The following is a 12,608-nucleotide window of genomic DNA, read 5'->3' on the forward strand; positions in this document are numbered from 1 at the left end:
TCGTCGCCGATAGTAAAGACACCCCAAGCTCTTTACCGATCGCGCCATGTCCACATCCGCTTCTCTCATCGCTACCGATATCGACTTCGAACGCACGGGCTTTCAGACGGGCACGTTGCGTCTGCCGTATTCGCACGACCGCTCGGCATACGGACACGTCCCCATTCCGCTCGCCGTGCTCAATGCCGGCGCGGGCGCGGGCCCGACCCTCCTGCTGACGGGCGGCAATCACGGTGACGAGTACGAAGGCCCCGTCGCGCTGATGAAGCTGATGCAGCGCATGCAGTCCATGACGATACGTGGCCGCCTGATCGTGATTCCCGCGCTGAACTTCCCCGCATTCATCAACGGCACGCGCACGTCGCCGATCGATCGCGGCAACCTGAACCGCGTGTTCCCCGGCGCGCGCAACGGCCAGCCGACGGAGATGATCGCGCACTACGTGGAAACCGAACTGCTGCCGCGCGCCGACGTCGCGATAGACCTGCATGCGGGCGGCGCATCGTTCGATCATGCGCCGACACTGCTTGCATCGCCGCCCGCCGAACGCGAACGGCGCGCGCTGTACATGGACCTCGTGCGCGAATTCGGCGCGCCGAACACGATGATCATGGACCTGCTCGGCGAGGACCGCACGATGGCAGCGGCTGCCGAACGTCACGGCAAGCTCTTTCTGTGCGGCGAATTCGGCGGACACGCCGGCTGCGATGCCGCGAATCTCGGGATTGTCGAGAGCGGCTTGCAGCGCGTGTTGCAGCGGCTCGGCGTGATCCCGGACGCCGATACCGCGGCACCCCGCAAGACGCGCTTCCTGCGAGTCGAAGGCGCGCGTCATTACGTGTACTCGCCGCTTGCCGGTGTCTTCGAACCGGCGTTCAAGCTTGGCGATCAGGTGCGCGGAGGTCAACTGGCCGGACGCCTGTTCGATCCGCATCGCCCGTGGCAAGCACCGCTCGATATCGCGTTCCGTGGCGACGGCATCGTGATGTGCATGCGGACTTTCGCGCGCGTCGAACCAGGCGACTGCATCGCGCTGCTCGCTTCCGAAACCCACGCCGATTGAGCCGGTCCATCAACCCCGGAGACCGCATATGAGCGATCACCCCGTTTCGAGCCGGCCCGTCGCCGACGCCGCACGCATCACGCCCTACGACAGCGTGCGCCATCCCGTGTATATCGTGCTGCTGTTCTTCGTCTGCTTTGCGTTTTCTTATCTGGACCGCCAGGTCGTCAGCATTCTCGTGCAGCCGATCAAGCAGTCGCTTGCGCTCTCCGATACGCAAATCGGCTTGCTGCAAGGGTTTTCGTTCACGATGTGCTACGCAACGGCGGGTGTGTTCGTCGCGCGCCTCGTCGATCGGGGAAATCGCGTCAAGCTGATCGCCGCGTGCATCGCCATCTGGGCGATATCGACGGCGGCGTGCGGCTTCGCGACCAATTTCACGGAACTGCTCCTTGCGCGTGCGGGCACGGCTGTCGCCGAGGCCGCGCTGAGTCCCGCCGCGCTGTCGATTTTCAGTGACATCTTTCCGCCGCGCCGCGTGGCGCGCGCGAGCAGTGTCTTCATGCTCGGGCCGTATGTCGGCGGCGGCGCTGCGCTGTTTGGCGGCGGCATGTTGCTCTCGGCGGCGGCGACGGGCGATGGCAACGCATGGCTCCTCGCGCGAGGCTTTGAGCCGTGGCAAGCGGTGTTCGTTGCGGTCGGCTTGCCCGGTCTGCTTTTGGCGGCGCTCGTGGCGTTCACGGTCCGCGAACCGGCGAGACGCGAGGCGGACATGCAGCGCGCGCGCAGGCACGACGAGATGCCTTCGCTGCGCGACGTGCTCGCCGAACTGTTCGTGCGCAATCGCTTCTGCCTGCCTTACTTCGCGGCCTACGTTGCGTTGATCACGCTGTTCTATTCGCACGCCGCGTGGTTTCCGACCTTGCTGATGCGGCATTTTCAGCTCGCACCGAAAGTCGTCGGACAGATGGCCGCGCCCGCGTACATGATCGGCGGCATGCTGGGGGTTGCATGCGCGGGCCTGCTTTCGACGCGCGTCACCGACGACACCGCGTTGCGCAAGGTGCTCGGCTTCTCCGCGTGCGCCGTTGCGTTGCTGATGCCCGCCGCCGTCGCCATGCCGCTCGTCGCCAGCAGCGAGCTTGCCATCGTGCTCTATGGCATCAGCGCATTGACTGCCAGTATCGCGATGGGACTCGCGCCCGTGCCGCTGCAGATTGCCGTGCCGAACCGCATGCGGGGCCGTTCGCTGGCTCTGCTCGTGTTCATGACGAATGCGATTAGCGGCGGCGTGGGTCCGCTGTCGGTCGGCTATCTGAACGAGCGGCTCGGAGCGACCGGCGCCAGCCTCGGCATGTCGCTTGCGATCGTCGGCGGCGCCTCGGCATTCATCAGCGTGATTCTGTACGCATTGGCGACTCGCCGGGTGAGCGCTGCGAACTCACATTGAAACCAGGAGAACGGACGCCATGACATCCGCATCTCAAGTGCATCATGTCGGCGCGGCGACCATCACGCGCGTCGATGAAACGTGCTTCGCGCTCGCACCGGACCGGCTGTTTCCCGCGTGGACGGCCGAGGACGGGCGAGCGCTCGGCGAGCGCTTCGCCACCGACACGCTCGACCTCGCCAATGCGCGCGTGCAGTTGAAGACCCATCTCTGGTTGGTCGAAATCGACGGCATGACGCTCGTCGTCGATACGGGAATCGGCAACGGCAAGTCGCGGCCATTCAGCGCGCTATTCGACAAGCTCGATAACCCCGTGATGAAACGGCTCGAATCAGCGGGCTTCGCGCGGGAGAAGATCGATTACGTGCTGCTCACGCATTTGCATGTCGATCACGTCGGCTGGAATACGCATTGGCAAGATGGCCGCTGGGCGCTCGTGTTCCCGAACGCGACGTACGTCTTCGGCGAGCGCGAACGCGATTCCTTTTTCATGCCGGAAGGCGAATCGCGTCGTATGGTGTTCGAGGACAGCGTGCTGCCGGTGATCGAATCGGGTCAGGCGCGCGTCGTACCGGACGAGGGCGAAGAGATTCTCGACGGCATCCGCTTCATGCCGACCTTCGGCCACAGCATCGGGCACATGGCGATCGAAATCTGCTCGCGCGGCGAAACGGCGCTCTTTTCCGGCGACGTGATGCACAGCGCCGTGCAGGTGCATCGACCGGAATGGAATTCGATGTTCTGTCTCGACCAGCAGCAGGCGCGTGCATCGCGAGCGCGTCTGCTCGCGCATGCAGCGGATACGGGCGCGACGATATTCGCCGCGCATTTCGCCGAGACGTCGGCGGGAACCGTCACGCGAACCGCGGAAGGCTTCGAATGGCGCTATGCGTGAATGAGGCAAAGAATGTGACCGATGTCCGAAATGGTCCGGTCTGTCGACATCGATGTTTGCAAACGCCAAGGGCTGTTAGGGTCGACTGCGGCCAAGCGAGGCGGACCAGGGCATTGCCCGATGCCCGAATAGGCCAGGACGCTTGCCAGGCCGAGGAAGGACAAGGTGGCAAGCCTGGCTCAAGCGACTGTCGAGGCCGTTTGTTTCGATGTTGCGCTTCGGTGCAGTCCGATTGCCTTACATCGACCCGCTGCAAAATCGTCCAATACTTTTGGAAATGGAACTCATAGCATTGTCTCCATCACTATTTTTTGGAGAGAGGCAGTGTTTTCGCAAACCGAGACTCGCACGTCCAACGAACCGGAAGCCACGCAAAAGCCGGAGCGTTGTGTCATCGTCGTGGACGAATTGCTGCCGCCGGGGAAAGCGTCCAACGCAGCCGCAGTCGTGGCGTTTACGCTGGGCCAGCGTCACAGCCGTCTCGTCGGGGCGCCATTGCGCGGGCGCGATGGCGCGGTACATCCGGGACTCATTCCTATCGGCATTCCGGTGCTCAGGGCCACATCGCTTCAATTGAGCGAATTGCGTCAACGGTCGCTGGCGCATTGCGACGTCGTGGGCTTTCCCGTGCAAGGACAGGCAACCACGGACTACAACGCGTTTCTCGATGCCGTCCTGGCTCATCCCGAAGAATCGCTTCAATATCTGGCGATCGGTCTGGTCGGCTCGAAGAACCGGATCGGCAAACTCGTCGGTGGTTTCTCGCTGTTCGCATGATGAAAGCGAATATAACGACACAACTCGATGGACGGATCGGGTCCATCGGAATCGACCGCCCTGAGAAGCGCAACGCGCTCGATGCCGCGATGTTCGCCGCACTGGCCGATGCTCTGCAGCAGACGCAGTCCGACATGCGCGTGCATTGCGTCCTGCTGCACGGAACCGCCGATAGCTTCTGCGCGGGCCACGACACTGCCGCGTTCAAAACGCTCTGGCCACAGCCCGCCGACGGCGTGGTCAGACGCTGCATCCGCGCGTTTTCGGAGCAAACGAAACCGCTGCTGGCGGCGGTCAATGGCCCGGCCGTGGGATTCGGCGCCACGATGCTACTTCACGCCGACTGGGTAGTCGCCGGCGAGAGCGCGATGTTCCGCTTTTCGTTTGCCGATCTCGGCATCGTTCCCGAAGCGGGCGCAACGGCATTGCTGGCCCGCCGCGTGGGCGATCTGACGGCGCGCGACTGGCTGTTGAGCGGCCGCGCGATTGCCGCGGACGAAGCCCTTCTGCATGGATTCGTCTCGCGCCTCGTACCCGACGCGAATGTGCGCGACGCGGCTAACGAATACGCCATGTGCCTCGCCGCCAAACCGCCGGGCGCGCTGCAGGCCACGCGACGCTTGTTGTTGGAGGGCGCCACTTCGTCGACGCGAGAGGCAATCGAAAACGAGCTCGCTCATCTGAACACCTTCATCCCGGCGCTCACCTCGACATCGACCGCTCATGGCTAAAGTTCACGTCGTCCATGCCCACCCGGAACCGCGCTCCTTCTGCACGGCAATGGCCCACGAGGCCCGACGCCTGATGGAGTTGCGTGGCGACGACGTGAGTTTTTCGGACCTGTACGCACTAGACTTCGACCCGGTGGCTCGTGCCAGCGAGTTCGCCGAACGTGCAAACGTCGACTACCTTGTCTATTCATTGGAGCAGCGCCACGCGCTTGTGCACGACACGCTTGCGTCCGGCGTCCGGCGCGAGGTCGACGCGCTTCTCGCGAGCGATACGCTCATGCTGGTGTTTCCCCTCTACTGGTTTTCGGTGCCTGCGCTGATCAAGGGATGGATCGACCGCTGTTTCCTGTCGGGCGCGCTGTACGGCGGAAAGCGCATTTATGGCCGTGGTGGCATGGTCGGCAAGCGCGCGGTGGTCGGCGTGACGCTGGGCGGCCGGGAGCACATGTTCGGTGAGCAGGGTATCCACGGCGAACTTGCGGGCGGCATGTTGCGCCATCTGCTGCAAGGTACGTTGGGATATGTGGGCTTCGAGGTGCTCGAGCCGTTCTTTGCGTGGCACGTTCCGTACTGCACCGACGAGCAGCGGTCGGCCACGATGGCCCGCTGGCGCGACTTTATCGATCGACTCGACGAGCAACCGCGTATCCCGATGCCGCGGCTCGAGGACTATGATGACGTGTTCCGGCCACTTCGCGATTCGTCCGATCATGAAAGCTAAAGCGCCGACGCATTCGGTCAAGCTCTGGCGCGCGCCAGACGTCATGGACGCCGTCATGCTCAAGGGCCGGTTCGTCGGCCACCGGTATCCTCCGCACGCGCACGACACGCACTGCCTCGCGGTGATCACCGGCGGGGCTTTGGCGGTCGAGGTGCGGGACCAGCGTCGCATATGCCGCCCCGGCGACGTGATCGTCATCGATGCCGATGTCGTGCATTCCGGCGCCGCGGCAGGAGACGGCCAGTGGAAAATGCGCGTCGAACATGTGCAACCCGCGGCGCTGGCCGCCTACTGTGACCGGCTCGGCATTCCTCGGCGCGACCGGTTCGACGTCGCGAGCCCGTTCATCATCGACGCTCAACTGTCACGCAATCTCTACGGCATAAACTGGTGTTCCGAGGTGGACGACGACCCCTTCAAGCGCAGTGAAGCGCTGGCTTGCGCGGTCATTGGGTTATGTGGTCTGCACGCGGGCCGCTCGGCGCGCTTGCCCGCCGTGCGCAGCGAGCCGGCTCTCGTGCGCACGGTAAAGCGCCGGCTGCGCCAGGACTTGGATGCGAGGTTGACCTTGTCGACGCTCGCGTCGGAGTTCGACGTCACGCCCTTTGTCCTGCTGCGCGCCTTTGTCCGCGAGACGGGACTGAGTCCGCATGCCTTTCAGCAGCAGACGCGCGTACGCAATGCGATGCCGATGCTTCGTCAAGGCATATCCCTTTCGGAGGTTGGCGCGCGAACAGGCTTCGCGGACCAGTCGCACTTTACGCGCGTGTTCAAGCAACAAACTGGCGTGACACCGAAGGTCTATCAGGCTGCATTCCTTTGAACGGCTCGGTGAACGTCGGTTCAGGCGAAAGCGGGGTAGTCGAGATAGCCCTCCGGCCCTTGCGTGAACCACAACACGCCCTTATCGGCCGCCAGCGGAGCGCCTGCGCTAAAGCGCTGCGGCAAATCGGGATTTGCGATGAACGGCCGGCCAAAGGCGATGCGTCCGCCTCGTCGCTGGAGATAGCCGCCGCCGCACGATCGAGACCGTAGTCCGAATTGAGGATGGACACGTCTGCGAATGCCTTCCTGATGGCAGGCGCGAAGGGCGGCCGGTCGGAAGTGCCAAAATCCCGTTCATCGGCGGCTCGCGAAGTTCAAGATGCGCGACGCCGAGCGCCGATAGTGTCCGAGCCGCAGCGACAAAAACGGGCTCCGGATCACTGTCGCGCACGCCCTGGTCCGTGCCGTTGGGCGTGAGCCGTACTCCGGTGCGGCCAGCGCCGGCTATCCCGATCACGGCCTGCGTGACTTCCCTGAGCAGCCGGACGCGATTTTCGATGCTGCCGCCGTAGGCGTCGTCCCGCAAGTTGGTGCCGTCGCGCAAGAACTCATCGATCAGATAGCCGTTGGCGGCGTGCACCTGCACGCCATCGAATCCCGCGCGCAAGGCATTTCGCGTAGCGCGGCGAAAATCGTCGAGCAGTGCGGGCACTTCGTCTGCGCGCATGGGTCTGCCCGCGACATGGGGCTGCTTGCCGCTATAGGTATGCGCGTGTCCCGGCGCGGTCGTGCCCGAAGCCGATAACGGCTGCGCGCCGCCATTGAAGCTGGGATGCACGGTGCGGCCCATGTGCCAAAGCTGCGCGATGATGCGCCCGCCGGCCGAGTGCACGGCGTCGGTTACGCGCAGCCAGCCTGCAACCTGTTCGTCGGACCAGAGGCCCGTTGCGAAGGGCCATCCCAACCCCTGCTGCGCGATACCGATCGCTTCGCTGATTATGAGTCCGGCGCTCGCGCGCTGGGCGTAATACTGCGCCATGATCGTCGTCGGCAAGTGATACCGCGTACCCCGCGCGCGAGTCATAGGTGCCATGAAGATGCGATTGGGCGCTTCGATGTCGCCCAGCCGGATCGGGTCGAAAAGCGTGGTCATGGCTTTCTCCGTTGGCTTTTGCGGTTACACGAGGCGCGCGCCGCCATCGACGTTGAGCGTCGCTCCGTTCATGAAGCCATTGGTCATCAGGAACACCACGCCCGCGCCGGCTTCGCTGGCGGTGCCGAGACGATGCAGCGGCAAGGTTTTCTCCATATTCGACACGACCGTATCGCGCGCGTCACCGAGCGCCTTGCGCAGAATCGGCGTGTCGATCGGACCGGGCGACAGCGTGTTGACGCGCACCGGCGCCAGTTCGAGGGCCAGGCCGCGCGCGAGCGCTTCCATAGCCGCCGACGCCGCCGCGAGCACTGCGGTGCCGTAGGCGTTCGGACGGTCGGCGAGACTGCCCGAGATGAACGTGATCGAGCCATCGGCGCTCAAGCGGTCTCCCAGGGCGCGAATGACGTGCACGGCCGCCCAGATGCGTTCCTCGAACGCGATCCGCAAATGCGCTACGTGGGCCTCGCGCACCGTCCCTGCGACGAAGGTGCCGGCCAGCAGAACCAGATGATCGACCTTCGGAATGTCGCTTACCGCCTGCTGCAGAGCGTCGGCGTCGGTCACGTCGGCCGCGCGCCATCCGGCGAAGCCATGCTGCGCGGCGACGCGTTGCGCCGTATCCGCCGATCGCCCGACCACGACGACCGCCGCGCCCGCCCGTTTCGCCTGAAGAGCCGCATCGAGCCCGATGCCCGACGTGCCGCCGAAAATGAGTGCCGTCTTGCCTGCGAGTGCGTGGTGAGCGACTGCTGCCGCCTGTGCGTCCTGCGTTTTCGTATTCGCGTTCATGTCCTTCTCCTTTTTGACTTCGCCGGTTTGGCGTCGATGGGAGAAGGTTAATTCGCGAAACCTGGATTGATAATTGGGCAGCAATTCGCTTTAATGATGCCATCATGGAACAAATCGCTATCGAAAGATTGACTGGGCTGATCGCATTCGCGCGCGCCGCATCCCTTGGCAGCTATACGGCCGCCGCGCGTTCGCTATCCGTTTCGCCATCGGCGATCAGCAAAAGCATCCAGCGGCTGGAGCAGCACTTCGGACTCAAGCTGTTCAGTCGGACCACGCGCTCGCTGACGCTGACGCCGGAGGGGCGGGATCTTCTGGAGCGCACGCAACGGTTATTGCGCGAGGCGGAAGGTATCGAGCAAGGCGTCGCCGCTGCGCGCGCGGAGCCGGCCGGAACGCTCAAGGTGACCGCGCCGTTGCCCGTCGGCGTGAACATCCTCGCGCCCGCACTGCCGGCGTTTCGCCGGCGGCATCCGAAAGTGACCGTCGATGTGCGCCTGAGCGATCGCTACGTCGATCTGATCGAGGAGGGCGTGGATGTCGCCATTTGAGTCGGCAATCCCGGCGACGCGCGGTTGATCGCGCGCCGTCTCGCACCGCATCGGATTTGCGCGTTCGCATCGCCTGAATATCTGCGGGAGCGAGGCGTGCCGCAGCATCCGAACGATCTCTTGCAGCACGATTGCGTGAACTTCAGATATCAGTCGACGGGGCAGGAGGCCGCGTGGCTTTTCGACGTGGGAGGCAAACTCGTTGAGTTCTCGCCTGCGTCGGCCTTGATTATCGACGTCAGCGACGCGATTGCCGCGACGCTGGCCGCAGGCGCCGGAATCGGAATTTCGACGACGTATATCGCAGCGCCATACGTCCAAAGGCGCGAACTCGTACCTGTGCTGCACGAGTTCGCCTATGACCGATTCCATCTGCATGCCGTGTGGCCCGAGAGCCGGCGCAGCAATCCGGCGGTGAGAGCGTTTGTCGGCTTTCTGCAGGATATCTTTCCATCTCCCGCACCCTGGGACGTCCTGGTGCAGGCTCATGCTTCCTAGCGCGGCATGATTTACATAATGCAAATTAGCGTATTTTTGGTTTGTTGCGGCTTTATCCTAATGTCGTGTTCTGGCTATTTACAGATGTCGTGTTTTGACCTCGGCATGCTTGCCGATTCTCCGCTGCGGCCGGCTTCGACGGCAGCGAACGAACCGATCACGACGACCTTCAAACGCAGTGCCCATTCACCCGTTCGGCGCGCGTCACCGTATGTCCGACCAGGAGACCCGAATCATAGGCGCGTTCGAGCGCCCGCCCGATGTCCTCGACGCGGCACATGCGTATGTCGGCGTTGGGTTTGCCCATCGGATCGAATGATTCAATGCCGAGCTCGTCGCGGGCGATCGTTAATAGCGGCTCCCAATAAGCTTCAGCTTCGTTGCGGTAGATCATGATGCGCGCTCCTTTCGCTTGCATTTACTAATTAACAAGGTTAATGGGATCGCGGAGCGAAGCCTGCGACGGATCGACGCAATTGGAGCGTCGTCTCTAGAAACCATCGAACTGCTGCGAAACAATAGCGCGCTTTTTTCCGCCAGTGCTCCCCAACGGGAATCCGGCGTTTCAGAACCCGAATCAATGCGGACGACTCTGCACAAACGGCGTGCTTTTGCGAACGCGCATTCATTCGGTCAGCGAATCATGAAGCCGTTGCCTATGATTCATTTCAGGCCGGTTTCAGCTCATATCGTCAAGGTACAAGGAGTCGTTCATATGAAAGCTCCTCAGCGGATGGCACGAATCGAGTTGATGGCGCCGTTATCCGGCGTGATGGTGCAACTCGACACCGTGCCCGATCCGGTTTTTGCACAAAAAATGGTCGGCGACGGTGTGTCCATCGATCCGACATCCGACGAATTGCTCGCACCGTTTGCCGGTACGGTCACGCAGTTGCATCGTGCGGCGCACGCCGTCACCGTGACGGGCGAAAGCGGGCTTCAGGTGCTGATACACATCGGCCTCGACACGGTGATGCTGCGCGGCGAAGGCTTTACGCCGCTCGTCAAGGAAGGCGACGCCGTCACGACCGGCCAACCGCTGATCCGTTTCGATCCGGTCGTCGTCGGCGCACGAGCCGTGAGCCTGCTCACGCAGATGGTCATCGCCAATGGCGAGCTCGTCACGCGCTACGTGCCCGCGACGGGCCTCGTCACCGCAGGCAAGGACGTCGCGTTGGCGATCGAGTTCGTGGGCGACGCGCGCGACGATGCGAGCGGCGCTGCGGACGGCGCAATTCTGTCCGACGACGTCGCGCTGCCGAATCCTCAAGGACTGCACGCGCGGCCCGCAGCGGTTTTCGCCGCAGAAGCGAAGAAATACAAATCCGACATCCGCGTTGTGCGCGGCAGCGACAGCGCGAACGCGAAGTCCGTCGTCGCGCTGATGTCGCTTGCGACGAAGTTCGGCGACACGCTGCGTGTCGAGGCCGCCGGCCCCGATGCGGCGGAAGCCGCCGCGGCGCTCGCGCGCCTGCTCGCGTCTGGCTCGGGCGAGAAGCCCGGCGAGGCGCCCCCCGCGCCCGCCGCCGAAGCGCTCGCGACCAAACCCGCTGCGCCCGCCGATGCGAACGAATTCACCGGCGTATCGGCGTCGCCGGGGCTCGCGGTCGGCAAGATCGTGCAGTTCCGTCAGGAAGTCATCGATGTGGCCGAAGCCGGCGAAACGCCGCAACGCGAGCGCGCACGGCTCGAGGCCGCGCATCACGAAGCGCGTCAGCAGATCGAGGCGCTGAAGGCGAAGCTGACCGATCCGGGCAAGGCGCAGATTCTCGATGCGCACCTGGAACTGCTCGGCGACCCCGATCTGAACGATGCCGCTATCGGGGCGATCAGCGAGGGAAAAAGCGCGGGCTTCGCGTGGCGCGCCGCATTCCAGGCGCAGGCGAACAATCTGGAGAAGCTCGACAACGCGCTGTTGCGCGAGCGCGCAGGCGATATCCGCGATGTCGGCCGCCGTGTGCTGGCGCTGCTCGCGGGCGTGAAGCAGGCGCATGTCGATGTGCGCGACGAATCGATCCTCATCGCCGAAGAGCTCTCCCCTTCCGACACCGCGTCGCTCGATCGCACCAAGGTGCTCGGTTTCTGCACGACGACAGGCGGCGCGACGAGCCATGTGGCGATCCTCGCGCGCTCGCTCGGCATTCCGGCGATCTGCGGCATCGACGAGGATGCGCTGCAACTGCCCGACGGCACGCTCGTCGTGCTCGATGGCTCGCACGGCAGCCTGCGGCGCAATCCGAGCGCTGACGAACTCTCGAAGGCGCACGAACGCATCGAGCGTCAGACGAAGAAGCGCGAGGAAGAGAAAGTCGCGGCGAGCAAGCGCGCCGTCACCGCCGATGGTCATCGCGTCGAAGTGGTCGCGAACATCCGCAATGCGCAGGAAGCGCGCGATGCGGTCGCGGCAGGCGCCGAAGGCGTCGGGCTTCTGCGGTCCGAGTTCCTGTTCGATAACCGCGACACCGCGCCGTCGGAAGACGAACAGGCCGCCGAATATTGCGCGGTCGCCGAAGCGCTCGGCCGCGAGCGTCCGCTCGTCGTGCGCACGCTCGATGTCGGCGGCGACAAGCCGCTCTCCTACATGCCGCTGCCGAAGGAAGACAATCCGTTCCTCGGGCTGCGCGGCGTGCGCGTGAGTCTCGATCGTCCCGATATGTTCCGTACGCAATTGCGCGCGATTCTGCGCGCCGCATCGATCGGCAATCTGCACATCATGTTTCCGATGGTCGCCGCGATCGAGGAAGTGCGCGCGGCGAAGCGGATTCTTCAGGAAGAAGCCGGCGATCGCATCGGCAGCGTGAAGGTCGGCGTGATGATCGAAGTGCCGTCCGCCGCGCTGATCGCCGAGCCGCTCGCGCGCGAAGTCGATTTCTTTTCGATCGGCACCAACGATCTGACGCAGTACACGCTCGCAATGGATCGCGGGCATCCGAAGCTCGCGAAGCAGGCCGATGCGCTGCATCCGGCGGTGTTGCGTCTCATCGGCATGACGGCCGACGGCGCGCACAAGCACGGCAAGTGGGTCGGCGTGTGCGGCGGCATCGCATCCGACGCGATGGCCGTGCCGGTGCTCGTCGGCCTGGGCATCGACGAGCTATCGGTCAGCGTGCCCGCCGTCGGCTCGATCAAGGCGCAGCTCGCGCGTTTCACGATGGATGAAGCGCGCGCGCTGGCGGCGAAAGTCATCACGCTCGGCACGGCCGACGAAGTGCGCGCCCTGCTCGCGCCTTACGCGGAATAAGCGGAATTAGCGGAATAAGCGGAGACCTCTC

11 protein-coding genes and 1 pseudogene are annotated in these 12,608 nt (G+C 64.0%); 9 read left to right on the plus strand and 3 right to left on the minus strand.

The window, feature by feature from the left end:
* Positions 1–46 precede the first annotated feature (46 nt).
* The 7 genes from NCS58_RS33565 to NCS58_RS33595 all read left to right on the plus strand — a co-directional run bounded on the left by NCS58_RS33565 (position 47) and on the right by NCS58_RS33595 (position 6,400).
* Positions 47–1,063, plus strand: a complete 1,017-nt coding sequence (locus NCS58_RS33565; protein WP_061116986.1) for a succinylglutamate desuccinylase/aspartoacylase family protein — start codon at positions 47–49, stop codon at positions 1,061–1,063.
* 28 nt (positions 1,064–1,091) lie between these two features.
* On the plus strand, positions 1,092–2,453 hold the full coding sequence (locus tag NCS58_RS33570) for an MFS transporter (RefSeq protein WP_061116987.1): 1,362 nt from the start codon (positions 1,092–1,094) through the stop codon (positions 2,451–2,453).
* Positions 2,454–2,472: 19 nt separating this feature from the next.
* Positions 2,473–3,348 (plus strand): MBL fold metallo-hydrolase, encoded by an 876-nt coding sequence (locus tag NCS58_RS33575; protein WP_061116988.1) that lies wholly within the window; start codon positions 2,473–2,475, stop codon positions 3,346–3,348.
* A gap of 324 nt (positions 3,349–3,672) precedes the next feature.
* Positions 3,673–4,125: a DUF2000 domain-containing protein gene (locus NCS58_RS33580; RefSeq protein ID WP_061116989.1), complete on the plus strand. Its 453-nt coding sequence runs from the start codon at positions 3,673–3,675 to the stop codon at positions 4,123–4,125.
* Positions 4,122–4,856 carry an enoyl-CoA hydratase-related protein gene (locus NCS58_RS33585; RefSeq protein WP_061116990.1) on the plus strand — a complete coding sequence of 245 codons (735 nt, stop codon included), beginning with the start codon at positions 4,122–4,124 and terminating at the stop codon, positions 4,854–4,856. Before NCS58_RS33580 ends, NCS58_RS33585 begins: the two co-directional genes overlap by 4 nt.
* On the plus strand, positions 4,849–5,577 hold the full coding sequence (locus tag NCS58_RS33590) for an NAD(P)H-dependent oxidoreductase (protein ID WP_061116991.1): 729 nt from the start codon (positions 4,849–4,851) through the stop codon (positions 5,575–5,577). Before NCS58_RS33585 ends, NCS58_RS33590 begins: the two co-directional genes overlap by 8 nt.
* Positions 5,528–6,400, plus strand: a complete 873-nt coding sequence (locus NCS58_RS33595; protein ID WP_250478512.1) for an AraC family transcriptional regulator — start codon at positions 5,528–5,530, stop codon at positions 6,398–6,400. The genes NCS58_RS33590 and NCS58_RS33595 overlap by 50 nt, the downstream gene beginning before the upstream one ends.
* A gap of 108 nt (positions 6,401–6,508) precedes the next feature.
* Here NCS58_RS33595 and NCS58_RS33600 read toward each other — a convergent pair whose 3' ends face one another.
* A complete protein-coding gene (locus NCS58_RS33600) occupies positions 6,509–7,495 on the minus strand; it encodes an alkene reductase (protein WP_311394692.1) in 987 nt (328 codons plus the stop codon).
* A gap of 24 nt (positions 7,496–7,519) precedes the next feature.
* On the minus strand, positions 7,520–8,287 hold the full coding sequence (locus NCS58_RS33605) for an SDR family oxidoreductase (protein WP_061116993.1): 768 nt from the start codon (positions 8,285–8,287) through the stop codon (positions 7,520–7,522).
* A gap of 104 nt (positions 8,288–8,391) precedes the next feature.
* Between NCS58_RS33605 and NCS58_RS33610 the strand changes: the two are divergent.
* Positions 8,392–9,336, plus strand: a pseudogene (locus NCS58_RS33610) (LysR family transcriptional regulator).
* A gap of 169 nt (positions 9,337–9,505) precedes the next feature.
* Here NCS58_RS33610 and NCS58_RS33615 read toward each other — a convergent pair.
* Entirely contained in the window at positions 9,506–9,730 is a 225-nt protein-coding gene (locus tag NCS58_RS33615) for a DUF6900 domain-containing protein (protein WP_250478513.1), read from the minus strand.
* A gap of 321 nt (positions 9,731–10,051) precedes the next feature.
* On the opposite strand from NCS58_RS33615, the gene ptsP reads away from it, so the two are divergent.
* The gene (gene ptsP, locus NCS58_RS33620; protein ID WP_061116995.1) at positions 10,052–12,577 is read left to right on the plus strand and encodes a phosphoenolpyruvate--protein phosphotransferase; all 2,526 of its coding nucleotides are present in this window, start codon (positions 10,052–10,054) and stop codon (positions 12,575–12,577) included.
* Positions 12,578–12,608 lie beyond the last annotated feature (31 nt).

The sequence above is a fragment of the Caballeronia sp. INML3B genome (assembly GCF_023631305.1).
Classification (GTDB): domain Bacteria; phylum Pseudomonadota; class Gammaproteobacteria; order Burkholderiales; family Burkholderiaceae; genus Caballeronia; species Caballeronia turbans.